We start from the raw sequence: 21,947 nt of genomic DNA, 5'->3' as shown, positions 1-21,947 counted from the left end.
TGCGGTGGAGTTCTCGCGTGACGCGGTGCGCACGTTCCGGTTCGTGCGCTGCGGCTTCGACCCGGCTACCGGCCTGGCCGAACTGGTCTATGCCTTCGATGACGGGCCGGAGCTGATCGAGCAGGTGACCCTGCCGGGCGCGCCTTTCCAGTTGGATGAGCTCCAGACCGAAGCCGCGCAGCGGGCATTGCAGCTGCTGCACCTGATCGCCGGGGTGAGCTATTACAAGGCGGCGGCGCCACGCGACATCCGTATCGACGGCTACGCGATCGATGCGGCCACCGCCGGGCTGATGGACGAGATCTACCTGCACGGCCTGGGCGAGTTCGCCTATCGCAACGGGCTGGACCTGCACGGGCACATCCGCTTTCCGCGCGATGCCGCGCCGGCCGCAGCGGCCCCGGCGCTGGGCCTGCGCAGGCACGCGCTGGTGGCGATCGGCGGCGGCAAGGACTCGCTGGTGTCGATCGAGGCGCTGCGAGCGCTGGACGTGGAGCAGACGGTGTCCTGGATCGGCGGCTCGCAGCTGATCCGCGCCTGCGCCGCACACACCGGCCTGGCCACGTTCAATATCGGCCGCCAGCTTGCGCCGGAACTGTTCGAATACAACCGGATGGGCGCCTGGAACGGGCATATCCCGGTGACCGCGATCAACTCCGCCATCCTCGCCTTTGCCGCGATCGTGCTGGGCGTGGACCAGGTAGTGTTTTCCAACGAGCGTTCAGCCAGCTACGGCAGCCTGATCGAAGGCACGGGCGAAGTGAACCACCAGTGGTCCAAGGGCTGGGCGTTCGAGCGCGCCTTCGGCGAGCACCTGCAGGCCACCGTGGCCGCGGACCTGCGCTACTACTCGCTGCTGCGGCCGCTGAGCGAACTGGCGGTGGCGCGGCAGTTTGCCCAGTCCAGCCGCTACGACGCGCATTTCTCCAGCTGCAACCGCAACTTCCACCTGCTGGGCGAGCGCCCGGTGAACCGCTGGTGCGGGGTGTGCCCCAAGTGCCATTTCGTGTTCCTGGCGCTGGCGCCGTTCATGCCCAAGCCGCGGCTGGTGGCCATCCTCGGGCGCAACCTGCTTGATGATGAGGACCAGATCCCGGGCTACGACGCGCTGATGGAGTTCCGCGACCACAAGCCGTTTGAATGCGTGGGCGAAGCGCGCGAGTCGCGGGCGGCGATGGCCGCGCTGGCGGCTCGCCCGGAGTGGCGCGAGGACGCGGTGGTCAAGCGCTTTGCCCGGGTGATCGCGCCCCAGTTGCAGGACGACGTACCTGCCATTGCGCCGCTCCTGGTTCCTGCCGATGAGCACAACATCCCGGCCCAGCTGTGGGAGCGGCTGCGTGAACGCTTCGCCCCCGGCGATTGACCTGCTCGCCGGGCAGCGTGTGGCCCTGTGGGGCTGGGGCCGCGAGGCCCAGGCCGCCCATGCCGCGCTGCGCGAGCTGGCGCAAGGCCCGGCTTCGCTGACCCTGTTCTGCTCGCCCGAAGAGGCAGGGCAGGTCCGGGCCGCCGATACCGGGCTGGTTGTGGAAACCGAGGTCTCGGCCGAACGGCTGGCCGCCTTTGACGTGGTGGTGAAGTCGCCGGGCATCAGCGCCTACCGGCCCGAGCTGCTGGAGGCCCAGGCAAGCGGCACTCGTTTTTTGGGTGGCACCGCGCTGTGGTTCGCGGCGCGGCCCGATGCGCGCACCATCTGCGTCACCGGCACCAAGGGCAAGAGCACCATCAGCGCGATGCTGGCCCACCTGCTGCGTGCGGGCGGAGTGCGCACGGCACTGGCGGGCAATATCGGCATGCCGATGCTGGAGCTGCTGCATGGCCAGGCCGAGGCCTGGGTGCTGGAGCTGTCCAGCTTCCAGACCGGCGACGTGGCCGCTTCGGGCGTGCGTCCAGAGGTGGCGGTGGTGAGCAACGTCTTCCCGGAACACCTGGACTGGCACGGCAGCGAGGAGCGCTACGTGCAGGACAAGCTGGTCCTGCTGACCGCAGCCCGGCCGCGCCATGCCGTGCTCAATGCGGCCGACCCGCGGCTGTCCGGGCTGGAGCTGCCGGACAGCAAGGTCACCTGGTTCAACCATGAATCGGGATGGCATCTTCGCGACCAGGTGGTGTATCGCGGTGACGTGGCGGTGCTGGACTCCGCAGACGTGCCGCTGCCGGGCCGGCACAACCGCATCAACCTGTGCGCAGCGCTGGCCGCGATCGAGGCATTTGGCCTGGATCCGGCGCCGCTGGCGGCGCAGGCACGCGGGTTCGCGCCGCTTCCGCACCGGCTGCAGCCGCTGGGCGAGCGGGCGGGGTTCCACTGGGTCAACGATTCCATCAGCACCACGCCGGCAGCCAGCCTGGCGGCGCTGGAGGTGTATCGCGATGCGCGCGTGGCGATCCTGCTTGGCGGCCATGATCGCGGACTGGACTGGAGCGGATTCGCCGATGCCATCGCGCTGCGCCCGCCGCACGCTGCAGTGACCATGGGCGCCAATGGGCCGCGGATCCATGCGTTGCTTGAACCCCTGGCCGCGGGCGGCAGCATGCAGCTTGCCGCCGCTGAGGAACTGCCGATGGCGGTGGAGGCGGCGCAGCGGCTGATGGGCGGGGAGGGCGGGGTGATCCTGCTGTCGCCGGGCGCGCCCAGCTTCGGGCCCTATCGCGACTACACCGCGCGCGGGCGGCACTTTGCAGAGTTGGCCGGCTTCGATCCCGAGCTCATCACCGCGATCCCCGGGTTGGGCATTGCCTGACCACCCGGGGCCGGGTGGCACCGGGTGCTGCCGCGCTCAGTACCCGCGGCTGACCGCGTAACGGGCCAGGCCACGCAGGGCGGCGACGGCGTCGTTTTCAGGCAGGCCGTCGAGAGCGGCTTCGGCGGCAGCGGCGTACTCGAGCGCGCGCTGGTGGCTGTATTCCAGGCTGCCGCAGGCGTGGATGGCGGCCAGCACCTCATCCATGGCGCCCGCGTCGCCGGCTTCCACGATCGCGCGCAGGCGTTCACGCACCGGCGCGTCGGAGTGGGCGATGGCGTGGATCAGCGGCAGGGTGGCCTTGCCCTCGGCCAGGTCGTCGCCCAGGTTCTTGCCCAGGTCGGCGCCTTCGGCGGCGTAATCGAGCATGTCATCGGCAATCTGGAACGCGTAGCCCAGCTGCAGGCCGTAATCGTGCAGGCGCTGCTGCAGCGCTGCATCGGCGCCGGAAGCCAGCGCACCCAGGCGCGTTCCGGCGGCAAACAGCACCGCGGTCTTGCGCTCGATCACCTGCAGGTAGGCCGCCTCGTCCACGTCCGGGTTGCGCACGTGCAGCAGCTGCAGCACCTCGCCCTCGGCAATGCGGTTGGTGGCATCGGCGAGGATCCGCATCACTTCCATGCGGTCCAGCTCCACCATCAGCTGGAAACTGCGCGAATACAGGAAGTCGCCCACCAGTACGCTGGCGGCGTTGCCCCAGATCGCATTGGCGGTGCTGCGTCCACGCCGCAGGTCCGACTCGTCGATGACGTCGTCGTGCAGCAGGGTGGAGGTGTGGATGAACTCGATGATCGCCGCCAGCTGGTGGTGCTCGGCGCCGTGGCCGCCACAGGCGCGCCCGGCCAGGGCCACCAGCATCGGCCGCAGGCGCTTGCCGCCGGCGGAGATGATGTGTTCGGCCACCTGGTTGATCAGGACCACATCGGAGGCCAGGCGGCGCCGGATCAGGGCATCGATGCCGGCCATGTCGGCGGCGGCGAATGCCTGGATGGCGGCAAGGTCGGGGACGGGTGCGGTATTTGCCTGGGCCATGGGTATGCAGGAGCTGGGGGACCGGGGATTATACGGGCCCGGGAGTTGCCCCACGCGCCCGCGCGGCGGACTCTGACCCGGCGCCGGGCCGGCCGGGGATGGCAGGCCCGGCGCCGGTATACTTCAATGGTCCCCGAACCCAACGGCCGTGCCCCTGCGCCGGCCACATCTGCAAGGAAAGAATTCATGGCCCGTGGCATCAATAAAGCGATCCTGGTCGGCAACCTCGGCAACGATCCGGAAACCAAGTACACCCAGGGTGGCATGGCGATCACCAAGATCAGCCTGGCAACCACCAGCGTGCGCAAGGATCGCGACGGCAACAATCAGGAAAATACCCAGTGGCACCGGGTGACCTTCTTCGGCAAGCTCGGTGAGATCGTCGCCGAGTACCTGCGCAAGGGCTCCCAGGTCTACGTCGAGGGCGAGATCCGCTACGACAAGTACACCGGACAGGATGGGGTGGAGAAGTACTTCACCGAGATCGTCGCCAACGAGATGCAGATGCTCGGCGGTCGCGGCGAAGGCGGTGGTGGTGGCGGTGGTGGTGGCGGCTATGAGCGTGGCGGCGGTGGCGGTGGCAGGCCGCAGCGCCAGGAGCAGCAGCGTCGCGCGGAGCCGCAGCAACAGCAGCAGCGCCCGCCGGCCGAGGATTTCTCCGACGACGACATCCCGTTCTAGACAGCAGCAGTTGGGAAGTGATCGGGGGCCATTCCGGCCGCGGCGGGGCTTGCGCTGCCCCGCCGTCGCTGGCATACACTGGCGCCCTTCTTCAACGCACATGCAAGGGGTATCCGGGATGAAGTTCAAGTCGATCGCGCTCGCAGTCGCCCTTTCCGCGGCCATGGGTACGGTGTCTGCCCAGCAGCCGGCGGCCCAGCCACAGGAGCAGGCGCAGCTCACCCCGGAGCAGCAGGCCCAGCTGGCCCGCCAGGATGTCGAGATGACCAACGCGGCGCAGCAGGTCGTGCAGCTGATCGACAGCAACCAGCTCGGCGAGGTGTGGGACCTGTCCACCAACGTGGTCAAGCAGATGCTGCCGCGGGACAGCTTTGTCCAGCAGGTGGGCAACGACCGGGCCAGGCTTGGCGCCCCCACCGAGCGCGGTCAGGCGGTGGTCACCCGCACCCAGTTCCAGGACGGCGGCGAGGTGCCCGCCGGCCTGTACATCAATATCGCGTTCCCCACCCGGTTTGCCAACAGTGCCGAACCGGTGCGCGAGCTGGTTTCCTTCCGGCTGGATGAAGACCAGATCTGGCGCGTGTCGGGATACAGCCTGCGCTGATCAGCAGGGCTGGTGGGGCGTATGCAACGGGATCCTTCGGGATCCCGCTGTCGTTTCAGGCTTCGCCGGTCGCGACGGGCTCAGCGCCCGCCGACGCCCCCACCCCCGCCTCCGCCGCCGGAAAAACCGCCTCCGCCGCCACCGGAGGAGCTGCCGGGTGGCGATGAGGACGAGGCGATCTGCGAGCTCAGGCCTTTGGACAGGGCGCGGGTCATCCCGCCAATGTCACCGATCCCCGCACCGTGGCCACTGGCCGAATACCAGGTGATTGCCGAAGTGGCGGCAGCGACCGCCGCTGCGCCCGCGGCCGCGGTGAACTTGCGGGTCCAGGCCTCTTCCACCTCCAGCGCCACGGCATATGGCAGCAGCCGTTCGAAGCGGCCGCCATCCAGGCCGGGTTCGTGCTCCGATGGGCCTTCCAACTGCTGCAGGTCCTGCCGCTCGGCGACGCTGAGATAGCGTTTGAAGCCCTCGATCTCGTCCAGCAGCTGCCGCCCGTCCGCAGTGGGTGCGCCAATCACCAGGCCGAAGATGACCGTGGTCACCAGTGTTGCCAGCAGCAGGGGCGCGGCCAGGACCCAGCCCCCTCCGGCCAGCGAGGCAGCCAGGACGGTGCCGATGACGGTGATGGCGGCGATCAGGACCGCAATGCCCACGCTGCCGTGATTGGCGCGATAGAGCGTGGGAATGATGCGGCTGCGGAGCTGCTTGCCGTGCTCCGCCATGGCTTTCTGGATCCGGGAGGCATTCTCCTGGTGCAGTTCAAGGCTCTTCCCGCCGGGTGGCAACAACTGTTCGACCAGGCGGGCTGGGGGCGCGTCCGGGTGCAGCGTGGATGGTCCAGGTTCTCCGGGCTGCACGGTCCAGCGATCCGCGCGCAGTGTCCGTTCCTCGCGGTGAATCGTCACTGCGCCGTTCACCGCAGCAACCAGCAGGTCGGAGCTGAAGGCAGTGCTGTCGTAGCCCTTGCGCTGCATGAAGCGCAGCTCGGCGGGTGAATAGTCCGGTGGCGGCTCGTAGCGCACGATGATGGTGCCGGGCCGCGGGTCGCGCCCGATCAGGCGCCAGCGGCGGATGCAGTAGGCCAGCAACAGGCCGAATCCGACCAGTGCCACGATGCCGGCGCGATTGTCTTTCAGGCGCCAGGCCACCCGCTGGAACCAGCCCGGCTCGGCCACGATTCCCTTGGGAAAGCCGACCACCACGGTCAATCCTTCCCCTGGCTTCAGCGGCGCGGCCAGCTCCCAGTGCGCGACTCCCGGGGTCGGTACGCTGGCGCGGAAGGCCTTGCCACGCGTGCCCGTGGCGCCGGTGAATCCATCAATGTCCATGTCGGCAGCGGGCACCGGAGCAGGCAGGCGAACGGACACGCTGCCGCGTTCCACCGCCAAAACCGAGCCGTGGCCGAGCGCGTTGAAGTACAGCTCGTCATGAGCGTCGAAGAAGCCCAGCTGGCGGGTGGTGCGATAACGCAACGTGTAGATGTGCTCGGCCGGGACCGGCAGGAAATCATCGTTGCCGGTATTGATGCGTACGCCGTTGCCGATCCGCTCGGTGAACCACGGTTCGGGCCGGCCGTTGCGCTGCACGTCCAGCACCTGGAAATCCACCACCACCCGGTCTCCGCAGCGGTCACGGTAGCGGGTGGGGAACTCCCGGGTGATGCCGCGGCGGATGCGGCGGCCCTCGGCCCGGACCGCAATTGTTTCGGTGATGTCCAGGCTGCCGTCGGACTGGATGGCGATGTCCACGTCGTAGCGCAGGATGCGCTCACCCGCGCGATCCTGGGCTGTCGCCGGAAAGGTCCAGATCAGCGCCAGCAGCACGGCCAGCAGCACGGCCAGCAGGCGGGTCACGGCTCCAGCCTCACCGTGGGAGCGATACGTGCGTCGCTCCCGGCCTGGAAGAATTCCGCCGCGTTGAACCCGAAGCTCCGGGCAATGGCCAGGTCCGGGATCCGCTGGGTGGCATCGTTGTAGTCCCGCACTGCGCCGTTGTAGAAGCGGCGCGCGTACTGCAGGTGTTCCTCCACCTCCACCAGATCCGCCTGCAGGCGAGCGAAGTTCTCATTGGCCTTGAGGGCCGGATAGGCCTCTCCGAGTACAACCAGCCTGCCGATGGCCTGCTCCAGCGCGGACTCCACCTCGCCCAGCGCCCGGGGTGCCTGTTGCTGCATTGCCTGCGCCCGCAGCGCGGTCACCGCTTCGAGCACCGCTGCTTCATGGCCGGCATACGCGCGAACCGCCGAAACAAGCTGCGGTACCAGGTCGTGGCGCCGGATCAACTGCACATCGATATCCGCCCACGCGGTCCGGACCTGGTTGCGCAGTCGTACCAGCCGATTGTAGGCGAACACCGCCCAGGCCAGCATCCCACCCAGCAACAGCGCCATTGCGATCATCTGTCCTGCCTCCCTTTCCTTGAGCGGCATTATGGTGGCCCCGGGGCTGGGGTGTAGCCACCCGCCTGCAGCGGCCAGCGCTACGCGGTGGCGATCTGCGACATCGACAGGGTCCGCGCTATGGCGGTGAGGAAAGGGTCCTCAGCCGGCGCCGCGACGCCGGCTGAGGCAGGATTTCAGGCGGCGACGCGGAAGCGCTCTGCGTCTTCGATGAAGGTCTTGTCGCCGATCTCGCCAGCGTGGCTGCCGAACGGCATCTGCGCGCGCAGCACCCAGCTTTCCGGGATGTCCCACTCGGCGGCAACCGCCTTGTCAGGAAGCGGGTTGTAGTGCTGCAGGCTGGCGCCGATGCCGGCTTCGGCCAGCGCCATCCATACCGCGTACTGGGCAATGCCGGTGCTGTGCTCGGACCAGATCGGGAAGTTGTTGGCATACAGCGGAAACTGCTCCTGCAGCGCCTCCACCGGGGCCGTGTCCTCATAGAACAGCACGGTGCCGGCGCCGGCGGCGAAACCGTCGATCTTCTGTTCCGTGGTGGCGAAATTATCGGCCGGGACGATCTTGCGCAGTTCGTCCTTGACGATCTCCCAGAATTTCGCGCTCTGGGCGCCGTGCAGGATCAGGGCGCGCGAGCTCTGCGAGTTGAACGAAGAGGGCGCTTGGCGCACCGCTTCCTGGATCAGGCCGGTCACCTGGTCCTGGCTGATCGGAAGGTCGTTGCCCAAGGCGTACTGGGTGCGGCGCTTGCGAGCGACGTCGAGGAAGCGGTTGTTGGTCATGATGCAGATCCTGTTGGGAGGGGAAACTAAAAATCAGACCTGAAGTTTAGATTCCGACGCTTCCTCAGTTACCTTCATTTTTGGAACAAAGGTTCTTGTTGGGGCACGCAAAGTATTGTTTATGTCCTCTCGGGATGCCAGGTTGTCATGCGTTTGTCATATCGGATGTCTTCCTTGACTCCCCCATACCCGCGGGAGAACATCATCACGTGCACCCATCCGCCGACAGGTGCCAGGAGAATGAAGAAATGACTGTCGAACTGTCCCGCCGCGGCTTCCTGAAGCTCGCAGGCGCGGGGGCGGCAGCCAGTACGCTCGGTGCCATGGGTTTTGGTGCGGCAGAAGCCGCCACTACCGCCCATGTGCGCGAGTTCAAACTGGCCACCACCACCGAAACCCGCAACATCTGCACCTACTGTTCAGTGGCGTGCGGAGTCATCATGTACTCGCGAGGCGACCTGAACGCCGGCGAGCACGCCGACCTGCTCCACATCGAGGGCGACGCCGATCACCCGGTCAACCGCGGCACCCTGTGCCCGAAGGGCGCGGCGCTCAAGTCCTACGTGAAGTCGGAAAGCCGCCTGACCCACCCGCGCATCCGCCGCCCGGGCTCGGACCGGTTCGAGGAAATCTCCTGGGACGAGGCGCTCGACAAGATCGCCCGTACCGTGAAGGACGACCGCGACGCCAACCTCATTGAACGCAACGAGGACGGAGTCACCGTCAACCGCTGGACGACCACCGGCTTCCTGGCCGCGTCCGCGACCACCAATGAAACAGCGTGGCTGACCTACAAGGCTGTCCGCTCGATGGGTATCGTCGGGTTCGACAACCAAGCGAGGGTTTGACACGGCCCCACGGTGTCCAGTCTGGGCCCGACGTTTGGCCGTGGTGCGATGACCAACTCTTGGACGGACATCGCCAATACCGACCTCGTAATCATCATGGGCGGCAATGCCGCCGAAGCACACCCCTGCGGTTTCAAGTGGGTGACCGAAGCCAAGCGCAAGCGTGGCGCGAAGCTGATCGTGGTCGATCCCCGCTTCAACCGCTCCGCGTCGGTGGCCGACTATTACGCCCCGATCCGGCCGGGCTCGGATATCGCCTTCCTGATGGGGGTGATCCGCTGGTGCATGGAAAACGACAAGATCCAGTGGGATTACGTCAACAACTACACCAACGCGTCCTACCTGGTGCGGGAGGACTTCGGCTGGCACGAAGGCCTGTTCACCGGCTATGACGAAGAGAACCGCCGCTACGACCAGGAGAGCTGGGAGTACCAGATCGGTGACGACGGCTATGTGCTGACCGATCCGTCGCTCGACAACCCGCGGTGCGTCTGGAACCTGCTGCGCCAGCACGTTGACGTGTACACGCCGGAGTTCGTGGAGAACCTCTGCGGTACGCCGAAGGAAAAGTTCCTGACGATCTGCGAGATGATCGGCGAAACGTCTTCCCCGACGAAGACGATGACGTCGATGTACGCACTCGGCTGGACCCAGCATTCCAAGGGTTCACAGAACATCCGCGGCATGGCCATGCTGCAGCTGCTGCTGGGCAATATCGGCGTTCCTGGCGGCGGCATGAACGCGCTGCGCGGGCACTCCAACATCCAGGGACTGACCGACATCGGCCTGATGTCGAACCTGATCCCCGGTTACCTGGCGATCCCGACCGAGAGCGAGCTGGACTTCGAGTCCTACATTTCCACCCGTGGCAACAAGCCGCTGCGTCCCAACCAGACGAGCTACTGGCAGAACTACAACAAGTTCTTCGTCAGTTTCATGAAGTCGATGTGGGGCGATGCGGCTACTGCGGAAAACGGTTGGGGCTATGACTGGCTGCCCAAGCTGGACATCGCGCAGTATGACGCGATGAAGATGTTCGACATGCTCAAGAATGACCAGGTCAACATCTACTTCTGCCAGGGCTTCAACCCGATCCTCGCTTTCCCCAACCGCGGCAAGATGACCGAGGCGTTCGCCAAGCTCAAACTGCTGGTGGTGATGGATCCGCTGGAAACCGAGACGGCTGCGTTCTGGGAGAACCACGGCATCTACAACGATGTCGACACGGCTTCCATCCAGACCGAAGTGCTGGAACTGCCGACCACGTGTTTCGCCGAGGACGAGGGCGCGACCGTGAGCTCGGGCCGCTGGCTGCAGTGGCACTGGCCGGGGGCGAGCCCGCCGGGGCAGGCCCAGACCGACAACTGGATCATGGCCAACATCTTCCAGCGGGTGCGCAAGCTGTATGAGCAGGAGGGCGGCAAGGTGCCCGAGCCGATCCTCAACCTCACCTGGGACTACGCCGATCCGTTGCATCCGACCGCGGCCGAACTCGCCCGGGAGCTCAACGGCAAGGCGCTGGTGGACCTGGAAGGCGGCCCACGCAATGGCGAGCAGCTGTCCAGCTTCGGCGAGCTGCGCGACGACGGCAGCACTGCGGCCGCCTGCTGGGTCTACACCGGTTGCTGGACTGAGGAGGGCAACATGATGGCCCGCCGCGACAACAGCGATCCCAGCGGCATGGGCGTGCACGCCAACTGGTCGTTCGCCTGGCCGGCCAACCGCCGGACCCTGTACAACCGCGCCTCCTGCGATCTGGACGGCCGGCCGTGGGATCCGGAACGGGTCATCGTGGAGTGGAACGGCGAACGCTGGGTGGGGGCGGACGTGCCCGACATCGGCCTGACGGCCAATCCACGCGAAGTCGGTCCGTTCATCATGAACCCGGAAGGCACCAGCCGCTTCTTCAGCCGCAGGCTGATGCGCGACGGGCCGTTCCCGACCCACATGGAGCCGTTCGAGAGCCCCGTGGAGAACCCGTTCAACCGCAAGATGCGCGGCAACCCGGTGGCCCGGATCTTCCCGGATGACCTGGCCGGCCTCGGGTCCAGCGACGAGTTCCCGTTCGTGGCCACGTCGTACCGCCTGACCGAGCACTTCCATTACTGGACCAAGCACAACCACACCAACGCGGTGATGCAGCCCGAATTCTTCGTCGAGATCAGCGAACAGCTGGCGGCGGAGCGCGGCATCACCAAGGGCGATCGGGTCCGGGTGTGGTCCTCGCGCGGACAGATATGGGCCAAGGCGGTGGTGACCAAGCGGATCCAGCCGCTGGTGTGTGACGGCAAGCCGGTGCACATCGTCGGCATCCCGATCCACTGGGGCTTCAAGGGCGCGGCACGCAAGGGCTTCGGCTCGAACACGCTGGGCCCGTTCGTTGGCGATGCCAACATCGAAACCCCGGAGTTCAAGGCGTACCTGGTCAACATCGAACGGGCCGCGGATCAGGAGGTGCCGGCATGAGCAACCAACGCGCTCCCCAGCCGGTGACGGCGGCGGCCAATCCGCCGGTGCAGCCGATGGCTTCCAACCTGCTGCCCAGCGACATGGTGAGATCGTCGGCCACGGCCGACCTTCCTCCACCGGAGCGGCACCTGACCAAGGTGGCCAAGCTGATCGATGTGTCCAGGTGCATTGGCTGCAAGGCCTGCCAGGCAGCCTGCGTCGAGTGGAACGACCTGGAGCCGGAGCTCGAGGAGAACGTGGGCGTCTACGACAACCCCCACGACCTCACGCCGGACATGTACACGCTGATGCGGTTCACCGAATACGAGAACCCCGACAGCGGTGACCTGGAGTGGCTGATCCGCAAGGACGGCTGCATGCACTGCGAGGATCCAGGCTGCCTGAAGGCATGCCCGGCCCCCGGGGCGATCGTGCAGTACTCGAACGGCATCGTCGATTTCATTTCCGAGAACTGCATCGGCTGCGGCTACTGCGTGGCCGGCTGCCCGTTCGACATCCCGCGCATCCACAAGACCGCACAGGTGTCGACCAAGTGCACGCTGTGCTCCGACCGCGTTGCGGTGGGGCAGGGGCCGGCCTGTGCCAAGGCCTGCCCGACGGAGTGCATCACCTTCGGGCCCAAGGACGAGCAGGTTGCGTTTGCACAAGAGCGCATCACCGACCTCAAGTCGCGCGGCTACGAAAACGCCGGTCTCTACGATCCGCAGGGAGTGGGCGGCACCCACGTGATGTACGTGCTGCACCACGCCGACAAACCCTCGATCTATGCGGGGTTGCCGGATGATCCCAGGATTTCCCCGGTGGTAGCCGGTTGGAAGGGCCCGGCCAAGGAAGTGGGGCTGGTGGCGGCGGGCGTGGCCCTGGCCGGCGCCGCGCTGCACGGCCTGGTGGCGCGTGCCAACAAGGTCAGCGCCGAGGAAGAAGAGCAGGCACAGCAGCTGGTTGACAGCCACGATGACGACGGGAGGCGGGCACCATGAGTGACAATCGCGTCTATTCCGCGCCCGGCGACAGGATTGAATCCAGCCGCCCCGTCGTGGTCAACCGGTACCGTGGCTTCACCCGGGCCAACCACTGGCTGACCGCGGTCTGCATGATCGTGCTGTTGCTGTCGGGCTTCGCCTTCTTCCATCCTTCGCTGTACGGCCTGACCAACCTGTTCGGAGGCGGCCAGACCACGCGCTGGCTGCACCCGATCGTGGGCCTGGTGCTGACGTTGAGCTTCCTGGGAATGTTCGTGCAGATGTGGCGGCTCAACCTGCCAAGTCGGGACGACGTTGAATGGAGCCGGAAGATCGGTGATGTGCTCAAGGCCAACGAGGCGGCCCTGCCAGAGCTGGGCAAGTACAACGCCGGGCAGAAGCTGGTGTTCTGGGGCATGGCCTTCCTGATCCTGGCCATGGTGGTGACCGGGGTCGTGATCTGGGAGCAGTACACCGCACACCTGTTCTCGATCCCGCTACGCCGGGTGGCGGTAGCGGTGCACGCGGTAGCGGCGATCCTTTTGCTGCTGCTCTTCATCGCCCATGTCTATGCGGCCATCTGGACTCGCGGAACCATCCGCGCGATGACCCGCGGCACCGTGACCGGTGGCTGGGCCTTCCGCCACCATCGCAAGTGGCTGCGGGAGCTGGCCGGCGGACGCAAGTCCGACGGCTCGGAGCGCCTGTGAACGACAAGGTGGAAGACGCGCTGAAGCCGGATCCTTCAATGATCGGCGGCGTACCAAAGCCGCCGCTGGCTTTCCTGCCCGAGCCGGTCAAGCTGTTCCAGACCCGCGCGAAACGGTTCGCATTCCTTGCCGAAAGCAACGAGCTGGCGCCGTACCTGCGTTTCCTGGCCGAGATCTCCCGCCTGCAGGCGCGGCTGGTGGTGACCCTGCCGCCGGTCGAGCCGCTGGCTCCAGAGCGGCTGGCCAAGGCCGCCGACGGCGCGATGCCGCCAATCGACCGGGAAAAGCTGGCTGCTGATCCTGCGCTGGATGCGGTACTCCAGGCTTTGGTTGAAGAGGCCGGCGGGCTGGAGATGCCGGACGAGGCGCGGCAGGCGCTGGAGGCCGTGCGCACGGCCGATGTGGAGCAGCGGCTGTGGCTGCTGTCCAACGTGCTTGGTGACGATATTCCGGTCGACGCCACCGCGCCGCATCTGTTCGCCGCGGCCGCGGTGCAGGTGCATCTCGCCCGGCTGGCGGCCACGCTGGATGTGGATGCGCTGGTGCCCGTCAGCACCGGGATCTGCCCCGCCTGCGGCGGCCGGCCGGTCACTTCGTCGGTGATGGGAGCGCAGGGGATCGAAAGCATCCGCTATGCCACCTGCGCCGGCTGCGCCACGCAGTGGAACGAGGTGCGGGTCAAATGCCTGTGCTGTGGCTCCAACAAGGACGTCCGCTACCGCTCCGTGGAAACGATTGATGCCACGGTCAAGGCGGAGACCTGCCGGGAGTGCAACCGCTGGGTGAAGATCCTGTACCAGGTGAAGAACGCCAGCCTGGATCCGGTGGCCGATGACGTCGGCAGCCTGGGCCTGGACGTGCTGATGAAGGACACCGAGTTCGTACGCGGCGGCTTCAACCCGTACCTGGTCGGCTACTGACCGGACCCGCCGCGGCGAAGCGCCGCGGCCCTTCGGGCCCGGCACCCCGGCCCTCCCCCTGTAGGAGCGCGCCATGCGCGCGAAGCCGCGTGACATGCATCATCGGGGCGAACCTCCGGTGACGGCGCAGGGGCCGAAGCCTCTCCTGGTCGCTGGAGTTCACGCGGTTTCGCGCGCATGGCGCGCTCCTACGGGGGAGGGTGGATGGCTGCGTGGCCACGGTCGGTGAGCAGGGCGACTTCGTTGTCGCCGCGACGCTCGATCCGGACCAGACCGGCACCTTCCACACCGCCAATGGTGTCTTCCCCCAGCCAGGCGAGGGTGCGCATGAGCAGGCTCATGCGTGCATCCACGCGCTTGCGCAGGCGTGGCAGAGCGATGCCTTCCGGGTGCCGGGCCAGCTCGGCCAGCAGCGCCTCAGCCAATGACAGCTGCGGGGATGTCACGCTGGCTCGGCCCCTTGGCGAGTGGATCAGGACGGTGCGGATGCACCATCACCGGGATTGATTTGGAAGTGGGCGTGCGGGCGCGCTCGGCGAAGCTGGACAGCGGCACCAGCGCGTTGGTCTCCGGGTAATAGGCCGCCAGGCAGCCGCGCGGAATGTCGTAAGCCACGAGCAGGAAACTCTTCGCCGTGCGCTGCTCGCCATCCTCGGCCAGGCTTTCCAGGTCCACCCGGTCACCGGCCGCCATGCCCAGCGCGGCGATGTCATCGGCATGGACGAACAGCACCCGCCGCTCCCCGTGCACGCCGCGGTAGCGGTCATTTAGTCCGTAGACGGTGGTGTTGTACTGGTCGTGCGAGCGCACCGTGCTGAGCACGAACACCGGCTGCCCGGCGTGGCCGCTACGCGCCCGGTGGATCGGCGTGTTGACCGGTACGCGATGGGCCTTGAATGCGGCGAGGCCGTCAGCGGTGCTCCAGCGCCGCTCGCGCGCGCCGTTGGACAGGCGGAAGCCGCCGGGCACGCGGACCCGGGCATTGAAGTCATGGAAGTCGTCGAACACCTGGGCAATCAGGTCGCGGATGCGATCGTAATCTTCCGCCAGCCAGCGCCAGCGCAGCTTGCTGCGTGGTCCCAGCGTGGCCTCGGCCAGGCGCGCAACGATGACGGGCTCCGACAGCAGGCTGGGGTCGGCCGGCGCGTTGATGCCGCCCGACAGGTGCACCATGCTCATCGAGTCCTCTACCGTCACCTGCTGCGGGCCCGCGGCCTGCATGTCGATCTCGGTGCGACCCAGGCAGGGCAGGATCAGCGCCTCGCGCCCGTGCACAAGGTGGCTGCGGTTGAGCTTGGTGGCCACGTGCACGGTCAGCGCACAGTTGCGCAGCGCCCGGTGGGTGGCGGTGGTATCCGGCGTGGCCGCGGCGAAGTTGCCGCCCATGGCGAAGAACACCTTCGCCCGGCCGTCGCGCATGGCCTCGATCGCACCGATGGTGTCGTAGCCGGGTTCGCGCGGCGGCTGGAAGCCGAATACCTGCTGCAGCCGGTCCAGGAACGCCTGAGGCGGCTTCTCCCAGATCATCATGGTGCGGTCGCCCTGCACGTTGCTGTGCCCGCGCACCGGGCAGGTGCCGGCGCCGGGGCGGCCGATGTGTCCGCCAAGCAGCAGCAGGTTGCAGATCATCTGGATGGTGGCGACCGAGTGCAGGTGCTGGGTGATGCCCATGCCCCAGCAGCAGATCAGCCGCTTCGCGCCCAGCCAGATATCGCCCACCCGGCGCAGCTGGGATTCCTCCAGTCCCGACTCGGCGACGATGGTGTCCCAGGACTCCGCCGCCACATCCGCGGCGAAGGCCTCGAAGCCGCTGGTGTGGGCCTGGATGAACTCCAGGTCCAGCACCGAAGGCCGTCCGCTTTCCAACGCCTCGGCGTCGCGTTCAAGAACGTGCTTGATGATGCCCTTCAGTGCCGCGAGATCACCGCCGATCTTCAGCTGCAGGTAGTCCGACGAGATCCGGGTGGAACCGCCGCGCAGCATCTCGGCCGCGTCCTTGGGATCCGCAAAACGCTCCAGCCCGCGCTCGCGCAGCGGGTTGAACGAGACGATCGCCGCGCCGCGCTTGGCCGCGTCACGCAGTTCCCCCAGCATGCGCGGATGGTTGGTGCCCGGGTTCTGGCCGAAGATGAAGATCGCATCGGCCTGCTCGAAATCCTGCAGCGATACCGTGCCTTTGCCGGCGCCGATCTGCTCGCCCATCGCCACGCCGGAAGGCTCGTGGCACATGTTGGAGCAATCGGGGAAGTTGTTGGTGCCGAACTCGCGTACGAACAGCTGATACAGGAAGGCGGCTTCGTTGCTGGTGCGGCCCGAGGTGTAGAACACCGCCTCGTCGGGCGAATCCAGTCCGTTGAGGTGCCCTGATACAAGGGCGAAAGCATCATCCCAGGCGATCGGCAGGTAGCGGTCGCTGCTGGCGTCATAGCGCATGGGGGTGGTCAGCCGGCCCTGGCCTTCCAGCCAGTGATCGCTGTAGCCGGACAGCTCTGCCACCGAATACCTGGCGAACAGCTCCGGCCCGGCGCGATGGCGCGTGGACTCGGCCGCTACCGCCTTGGCGCCGTTCTCGCAGAACTCGAAGGTGGAGGTGTGGTCGCGGTCCGGCCAGGCGCAGCCGGGGCAGTCAAAGCCGTCCGGCTGGTTCATCGACAGCAACGTCTTCGCGCCTTTGACCGCCACGTCTTCCTTGTGCAAGTGCGCGGCCACGCTGCGCAGCGACTGCCAGCCGCCGGCGGGGCCGTCGAACGCCTGGATCTTTTTGCTGCTCATTCCGGGTTGTTCATCACGTTGGAGCCTGTCTTCATCTTCCCGCGGGGGCCGGGGCAAGTCCATTCGGCCGTGCCTCCATGCCGTTTGACCCATGCGCACCGCCGCGGCAACGTGCAGGCTCGATCGACTGTGACGACGGAGAGCGGATTTGCATCGACGTGATTTCCTGACCCTGGGTGGGCTTGGTATCGGCGCCCTGGTGCTGCCGCCCTTCATTGGCCGCGCCATCGCTGCCGAAGAGCTGATGCTGGCGCTGGATCCCGGGCTGAAGCGCCGCCTGGCGGACGCCGCGCTGGAAGCGGCCACCGGCGGTGGCGCCAGCTACTGCGATGTGCGCATTGGCCGCTATCTGCGCCAGTTCGTGATGACCCGCGAAGACCGGGTTGAGAACGTGGTCAACGAGGAGTCCACCGGCGTTGGCGTGCGCGTGATCGCCAACGGCGCCTGGGGCTTTGCCGCCACCAGCGAACTCACTCCGCAGGCCGTGGTGCAGGCCGCCCGTCAGGCCACCGCGATTGCCCGCGCCAACGCCCGGATCCAGACCGAGCCGGTGCAGCTGGCACCGGTCCGCGGCGTGGGCGAAGTGAGCTGGCGCACGCCGATCGCGCGCAACGCGATGGAAGTGCCGGTGGAGGAAAAGGTCGCACTGCTGCTTGGCGTGAACGCCGACGCGATCAACGCCGGCGCCGACTTCGTCAGCTCGCGGATGTTCGCGGTGAACGAGCAGAAGTACTTCGCCAGCACCGACGGCTCCTATATCGATCAGGACGTGCACCGGATCTGGGCGCCGTTCACCGTCACTGCGGTGGACAAGGTCAGCGGCAAATTCCGCACCCGCGACGGGCTGTCCGCACCGATGGGGCTGGGCTATGAATACCTGGATGCCGACCCGGCCGGGCGCATCGAACTGCCCGGCGGCGTGGTCGCCTACGGCACCTCCTACGACATGCGTGAAGACGCGGTGGCAGCGGCCAGGCAGGCGCGCGAAAAACTGTCCGCCCCATCCGTGGAGCCGGGCAGGTATGACCTGGTGCTCGATCCAAGCCACCTGTTCCTCACCATCCACGAGAACGTGGGCCACCCGCTGGAGCTGGATCGGGTGCTCGGCTACGAGGCCAACTACGCCGGCACCAGCTTCGCCACCCTGGAGCGCATGCGCGAAGGTTTGAAGTACGGCAGCGAGCGGGTGAACTTCTTCGCCGACAAGACCCAGCCCGGCAGCCTCGGCGCGGTGGCCTATGACGATGAGGGCGTGAAGTGCAAGCGCTGGGACCTGGTGAAGGACGGGATGCTGGTTGACTATCAGGCCACCCGTGATCAGGCCCACATCCTCGGCAAGGACGAATCCGACGGCTGCAGCTATGCGGATTCGTGGTCGACGGTGCAGTTCCAGCGCATGCCCAACGTGTCGCTGGCGCCGGGCAAGGAGCCGCTGACGGTGGCGGAGATGATCGCCGGCGTGGAAGACGGCATTTACATCCACGGCCGCGGGTCGTATTCGATCGACCAGCAGCGCTACAACGCGCAGTTCGGCGGGCAGCTGTACTACGAGATCAAGAACGGGGAGGTCACGCGGATGCTCGAAGACGTGGCCTACCAGATCCGCACGCCGGAGTTCTGGAATGCCTGCAGCGCGATCTGCGATGAGCGGGATTTCCGCCTGGGCGGGTCGTTCTTCGACGGTAAGGGCCAGCCTTCGCAGGTGTCGGCGGTGTCGCATGGATCCTCGACCACGCGGTTTGACGGGATCAATGTGATCAACACCGCCCGCAGCCTTGGATGACCGTTCCCCTGGTAGGAGCGGTTACAGACTTGGGCACCATGCCGAAAGCCATTTGACGCTCAACCATCCGACCGCAAGAATCGATGCAGCTTGACGCCATGCGTCACGCCATCAATTCGCTCCCTCCCATCCCGATCGTCATGAGCCGTGCGCGGCAACGATCCAGCACTGGAGACCTGTCTTGGACAGACGTGACTTCCTGGCCCTGAGCGGCCTCGGACTGGGTGGGCTGGTCCTGCCATCGTGGCTTGGCAAGGCCGTTGCCGCCGATGAGCTGATGACCGTCCTGGATCCCGCGATCAAGAAGCGGCTCGCCGATACCGCCCTGCAGGCCGCCACCGGCGCAGGCGCCAGCTACTGCGACGTACGCATCGGCCGCTACCTGCGCCAGTTCGTCATGACCCGCGAGGACAAGGTCCAGAACGTGGTCAACGCCGAATCCACCGGCGTGGGCGTGCGGGTGATTGCCGACGGTGCCTGGGGCTTTGCCGCCACCAACGACATCAGTCCCGACGCCGTAGCCGGTGCCGCGCGCCAGGCCACGGCGATTGCCAAGGCCAACGCCCGCATCCAGAGCGAGCCGGTGCAACTGGCCCCGGTACAGGGCGTGGGCGAGGTCAGCTGGCGCACGCCGATCCAGCGCAACGCCATGGAAGTGCCGGTCAAGGAAAAGGTGGACCTGCTGCTGGGCGTCAACGCCGCGGCGATGGGCGCCGGTGCCAGCTTCGTCAATTCCACCCTGTTCGCGGTCAATGAGCAGAAGTACTTCGCCAGCACCGACGGCTCCTACGTCGACCAGGATGTGCACCGCATCTGGGCACCGATGACGGTGACCGCGATCGACAAGGACAGCGGCAAGTTCCGCACCCGGGCGGGGCTGTCCGCGCCGATGGGTCTGGGCTACGAGTACTTCGATGCAGACCCTGCGCAGAAATTCATTTCGCCCAACGGCGTGGTCAACTACGGCCACTCCTACGACATGGTCGAGGATGCGGTTGCCGCCGCAAAGCAGGCGCAGGAGAAGCTGTCCGCGCCTTCGGTCGAACCGGGCCGTTACGACCTGGTGCTCGACCCCTCGCACACCTGGCTCACCATCCACGAGTCGGTCGGCCATCCGCTGGAGCTCGACCGCGTGCTCGGCTACGAAGCCAACTACGCCGGCACCAGCTTCGCCACCCTGGACAAGCGCGAGGAAGCCTTCCGCTACGGCAGCGACCTGGTAACCATCTTCGCTGACAAGACCCAGCCCGGCAGCCTCGGCGCGGTGGCCTATGACGACGAAGGCGTGAAGTGCAAGCGCTGGGACCTGATTCGCGACGGCATCCTGGTCGATTACCAGGCCATCCGCGACCAGGCCCACATCCTCGGCAAGACCGAATCCGACGGCTGCTGCTACGCGGACTCGTGGTCGACCGTGCAGTTCCAGCGCATGCCCAACGTGTCGATGGCGCCCGGACGGAACAAGCTGTCCGTGGCCGACATGATCAAGGACGTCGAGAACGGCATTTACATCATTGGCGACGGTTCGTTCTCGATCGACCAGCAACGCTACAACGCGCAGTTCGGCGGGCAGCTGTTCTATGAAATCAAGAACGGCGAGATCACCGGCATGATCGAGGACGTGGCCTACCAGATCCGCACCCCGGAATTCTGGAACGCCTGCAGCGCGATCTGTGATGAAAGTGACTACCGCCTGGGCGGCTCGTTCTTTGACGGCAAGGGCCAGCCTTCGCAGGTCTCGGCCGTCTCACACGGCTCGTCCACCGCCCGCTTCGACGGCATCAACGTGATCAATACCGCCCGCTCGCTCGGCTGATCGGCACCAAGGAGACTTCCACAACATGACCATCTTCACCGAAGAGCAGGCCCGCGCCATCCTCGACAAGGTCGTAGGCCTGTCCAAAGCCGACGAGTGCACCGCCACGCTGAGCGGGTCGGTCGAGGGCAATATCCGCTTCGCCCGCAACAGCGTGTCCACCAGTGGCGAGGTTGCCAACGCCGAGCTGAGCGTGCAGGTGGCGTTCGGCAAACGCGTGGGCACGGCCACGATCAACGAGTTCAGTGATGAAGCCCTGGAGCGCGTGGTGCGCAGGGCGGAAGACCTCGCGCGGCTGGCGCCTGAGAACGCCGAGTTCATGCCGGCGATCGGGCCGCAGGAGTACCGCCCGAGCCCGACCTTCAGCGAATCCACCGCTGCGATCACCCCGGAGTTCCGCGCCAGCGTGGCGGCTGACTCCATCGCGCCGTCCCGGGCCCAGAACCTGGTGGCTGCGGGCTTCCTGGAAGACGGGCAGAGCTTCACCGCGTTCGCCAACAGCAACGGCAACTTCGGCTACCAGCGCGGGACCAGCTTCGACTACACCTGCACCGTGCGCACTGAAGACGGGCAGGGCTCGGGCTGGGTCGGCCGCAGCCTGCGTCATGCCAACGAGTTTGACGCCGGTCGCGACGTGGCGGTGGCGATGCGCAAGGCCAGCGCATCGGCCGAAGCGCGCGCGCTGGAGCCGGGCAAGTACACCGTGATCCTGGAGCCGGCGGCGGTCGCCGGGCTGGTGTCTTTCATGATGCGCTTCTTCGACGCCCGTACCGCCGACGAGGGCCGCAGCTTCCTGTCCAAACGCGGCGGTGGCAACCGCCTGGGCGAGCAGCTGTTTGATCCGCGCGTGAATGTGATTGCCGATCCGTGGAACGAAGACGTGCCGGTCATGCCGTGGGACAACGAGGGCATGCCGCGCGAGCGCATGCCGATCATCGAGAACGGCAAGGTCGCGGCGTTGAACTATTCGCGCTACTGGGCCCAGCAGCAGGGCCAGCGGGCCACGGGCAGCCCCGGCAACCTGATCATGTCCGGGGGTGACAAGTCGACCGCCGAGCTGATCGCCGGTACCGACCGCGGCGTGCTGGTCACCCGCACCTGGTACATCCGCATGGTGGATCCGCAGACCGTGCTGCTGACCGGCCTGACCCGCGACGGCACCTTCTACATCGAGGACGGGCAGATCCGCCACCCGATCAAGAACTTCCGCTTCAACGAGTCGCCGGTGATCATGCTCAACAACATCGACGAGCTGGGTCGGCCGGTGCGCGTGGGCGAGGGCTGGATGTCGATGATGCTGCCGCCGATGCGGCTGCGCGACTTCACCTTCACCTCGCTCTCCGACGCGGTGTGACCATCGGGCGGGGGGGGGGGGGGGGGGGGGGGGGGGGGGGGGGGGGGGGGGGGGGGGGGGGGGGGGGGGGGGGGGGGG

The 21,947-nt window shown here is 66.9% G+C and carries 17 protein-coding genes; 11 read left to right on the top strand and 6 right to left on the bottom strand.

The genetic code is table 11. From position 1 onward, the window contains the following. Positions 1 to 4 precede the first annotated feature (4 nt). Both murL and murD read left to right on the top strand, forming a co-directional pair. The gene (gene murL / locus ACW7G2_RS09065) at positions 5 to 1,363 is read left to right on the top strand and encodes a UDP-N-acetyl-alpha-D-muramoyl-L-alanyl-L-glutamate epimerase (protein ID WP_456975219.1); all 1,359 of its coding nucleotides are present in this window, start codon (positions 5 to 7) and stop codon (positions 1,361 to 1,363) included. After that, positions 1,299 to 2,738 (top strand): UDP-N-acetylmuramoyl-L-alanine--D-glutamate ligase, encoded by a 1,440-nt coding sequence (murD, locus tag ACW7G2_RS09060; protein ID WP_456974928.1) that lies wholly within the window; start codon positions 1,299 to 1,301, stop codon positions 2,736 to 2,738. The genes murL and murD overlap by 65 nt, the downstream gene beginning before the upstream one ends. 36 nt (positions 2,739 to 2,774) lie before the next feature. Here the strand turns inward: murD and ACW7G2_RS09055 are convergent, their stop codons facing one another. Further along, the gene (locus ACW7G2_RS09055; protein WP_456974926.1) at positions 2,775 to 3,770 is read right to left on the bottom strand and encodes a polyprenyl synthetase family protein; all 996 of its coding nucleotides are present in this window, start codon (positions 3,768 to 3,770) and stop codon (positions 2,775 to 2,777) included. A 186-nt stretch (positions 3,771 to 3,956) separates the two neighbouring features. On the opposite strand from ACW7G2_RS09055, the gene ssb reads away from it, so the two are divergent. Beyond that, positions 3,957 to 4,451: a single-stranded DNA-binding protein gene (gene ssb / locus ACW7G2_RS09050; RefSeq protein ID WP_456974924.1), complete on the top strand. Its 495-nt coding sequence runs from the start codon at positions 3,957 to 3,959 to the stop codon at positions 4,449 to 4,451. Between the two features lie 118 nt (positions 4,452 to 4,569). Then, positions 4,570 to 5,055 carry a DUF4019 domain-containing protein gene (locus ACW7G2_RS09045; RefSeq protein WP_456974922.1) on the top strand — a complete coding sequence of 162 codons (486 nt, stop codon included), beginning with the start codon at positions 4,570 to 4,572 and terminating at the stop codon, positions 5,053 to 5,055. Between the two features lie 80 nt (positions 5,056 to 5,135). On the opposite strand, the gene ACW7G2_RS09040 is transcribed toward ACW7G2_RS09045, so the two are convergent. The 3 genes from ACW7G2_RS09040 to ACW7G2_RS09030 all read right to left on the bottom strand — a co-directional run bounded on the left by ACW7G2_RS09040 (position 5,136) and on the right by ACW7G2_RS09030 (position 8,235). Continuing rightward, positions 5,136 to 6,911 (bottom strand): DUF2207 domain-containing protein, encoded by a 1,776-nt coding sequence (locus ACW7G2_RS09040; RefSeq protein WP_456974920.1) that lies wholly within the window; start codon positions 6,909 to 6,911, stop codon positions 5,136 to 5,138. Then, entirely contained in the window at positions 6,908 to 7,447 is a 540-nt protein-coding gene (locus tag ACW7G2_RS09035; protein WP_456974918.1) for a LemA family protein, read from the bottom strand. The genes ACW7G2_RS09040 and ACW7G2_RS09035 overlap by 4 nt, the downstream gene beginning before the upstream one ends. Before the next feature lie 185 nt (positions 7,448 to 7,632). Continuing rightward, the gene (locus tag ACW7G2_RS09030; RefSeq protein ID WP_456974916.1) at positions 7,633 to 8,235 is read right to left on the bottom strand and encodes a nitroreductase family protein; all 603 of its coding nucleotides are present in this window, start codon (positions 8,233 to 8,235) and stop codon (positions 7,633 to 7,635) included. Positions 8,236 to 8,483: 248 nt separating this feature from the next. On the opposite strand from ACW7G2_RS09030, the gene fdnG reads away from it, so the two are divergent. The 4 genes from fdnG to fdhE are packed head-to-tail and all read left to right on the top strand — an operon-like array spanning position 8,484 to position 14,144. Next, entirely contained in the window at positions 8,484 to 11,549 is a 3,066-nt protein-coding gene (gene fdnG, locus ACW7G2_RS09025; protein ID WP_456974914.1) for a formate dehydrogenase-N subunit alpha, read from the top strand. Positions 11,550 to 11,605: 56 nt separating this feature from the next. Continuing rightward, positions 11,606 to 12,532, top strand: a complete 927-nt coding sequence (fdxH, locus tag ACW7G2_RS09020; protein ID WP_456975217.1) for a formate dehydrogenase subunit beta — start codon at positions 11,606 to 11,608, stop codon at positions 12,530 to 12,532. Next, a complete protein-coding gene (locus ACW7G2_RS09015; RefSeq protein WP_456974912.1) occupies positions 12,529 to 13,224 on the top strand; it encodes a formate dehydrogenase subunit gamma in 696 nt (231 codons plus the stop codon). The genes fdxH and ACW7G2_RS09015 overlap by 4 nt, the downstream gene beginning before the upstream one ends. After that, positions 13,221 to 14,144, top strand: a complete 924-nt coding sequence (gene fdhE / locus ACW7G2_RS09010; protein WP_456974910.1) for a formate dehydrogenase accessory protein FdhE — start codon at positions 13,221 to 13,223, stop codon at positions 14,142 to 14,144. Before ACW7G2_RS09015 ends, fdhE begins: the two co-directional genes overlap by 4 nt. A gap of 188 nt (positions 14,145 to 14,332) precedes the next feature. On the opposite strand, the gene ACW7G2_RS09005 is transcribed toward fdhE, so the two are convergent. Together ACW7G2_RS09005 and ACW7G2_RS09000 are read right to left on the bottom strand one after the other, a co-directional pair. Beyond that, positions 14,333 to 14,590 carry a hypothetical protein gene (locus ACW7G2_RS09005; RefSeq protein WP_456974908.1) on the bottom strand — a complete coding sequence of 86 codons (258 nt, stop codon included), beginning with the start codon at positions 14,588 to 14,590 and terminating at the stop codon, positions 14,333 to 14,335. After that, the gene (locus ACW7G2_RS09000; RefSeq protein ID WP_456974906.1) at positions 14,562 to 16,916 is read right to left on the bottom strand and encodes an FdhF/YdeP family oxidoreductase; all 2,355 of its coding nucleotides are present in this window, start codon (positions 16,914 to 16,916) and stop codon (positions 14,562 to 14,564) included. Before ACW7G2_RS09000 ends, ACW7G2_RS09005 begins: the two co-directional genes overlap by 29 nt. 148 nt (positions 16,917 to 17,064) lie before the next feature. On the opposite strand from ACW7G2_RS09000, the gene ACW7G2_RS08995 reads away from it, so the two are divergent. From ACW7G2_RS08995 to ACW7G2_RS08985, 3 genes are all read left to right on the top strand, one after another. Then, entirely contained in the window at positions 17,065 to 18,699 is a 1,635-nt protein-coding gene (locus tag ACW7G2_RS08995; protein WP_456974904.1) for a TldD/PmbA family protein, read from the top strand. 181 nt (positions 18,700 to 18,880) lie between these two features. Then, a complete protein-coding gene (locus ACW7G2_RS08990) occupies positions 18,881 to 20,515 on the top strand; it encodes a TldD/PmbA family protein (protein WP_456974902.1) in 1,635 nt (544 codons plus the stop codon). Positions 20,516 to 20,540: 25 nt separating this feature from the next. Further along, positions 20,541 to 21,869 carry a TldD/PmbA family protein gene (locus tag ACW7G2_RS08985; RefSeq protein WP_456974900.1) on the top strand — a complete coding sequence of 443 codons (1,329 nt, stop codon included), beginning with the start codon at positions 20,541 to 20,543 and terminating at the stop codon, positions 21,867 to 21,869. The last annotated feature ends 78 nt before the right edge of the window (positions 21,870 to 21,947 follow it).

Source organism: Luteimonas sp. A277 (assembly GCF_054052045.1).
Note: the sequence above shows the minus strand (reverse complement) of the source record. Positions and strands in the feature narration are given on the sequence as shown.

Excerpts from the sequence above, each read along its gene's own strand:
- murD (WP_456974928.1), top strand. The coding sequence starts at position 1,299 with ATGAGCACAACATCCCGGCCCAGCTGTGGGAGCGGCTGCGTGAACGCT.
- ACW7G2_RS09055 (WP_456974926.1), bottom strand. The coding sequence starts at position 3,770 with ATGGCCCAGGCAAATACCGCACCCGTCCCCGACCTTGCCGCCATCCAG.
- ssb (WP_456974924.1), top strand. The coding sequence starts at position 3,957 with ATGGCCCGTGGCATCAATAAAGCGATCCTGGTCGGCAACCTCGGCAAC.
- ACW7G2_RS09045 (WP_456974922.1), top strand. The coding sequence starts at position 4,570 with ATGAAGTTCAAGTCGATCGCGCTCGCAGTCGCCCTTTCCGCGGCCATG.
- ACW7G2_RS09035 (WP_456974918.1), bottom strand. The coding sequence starts at position 7,447 with ATGGCGCTGTTGCTGGGTGGGATGCTGGCCTGGGCGGTGTTCGCCTAC.
- ACW7G2_RS09030 (WP_456974916.1), bottom strand. The coding sequence starts at position 8,235 with ATGACCAACAACCGCTTCCTCGACGTCGCTCGCAAGCGCCGCACCCAG.
- fdxH (WP_456975217.1), top strand. The coding sequence starts at position 11,606 with ATGGCTTCCAACCTGCTGCCCAGCGACATGGTGAGATCGTCGGCCACG.
- ACW7G2_RS09015 (WP_456974912.1), top strand. The coding sequence starts at position 12,529 with ATGAGTGACAATCGCGTCTATTCCGCGCCCGGCGACAGGATTGAATCC.
- ACW7G2_RS09000 (WP_456974906.1), bottom strand. The coding sequence starts at position 16,916 with ATGAGCAGCAAAAAGATCCAGGCGTTCGACGGCCCCGCCGGCGGCTGG.
- ACW7G2_RS08985 (WP_456974900.1), top strand. The coding sequence starts at position 20,541 with ATGACCATCTTCACCGAAGAGCAGGCCCGCGCCATCCTCGACAAGGTC.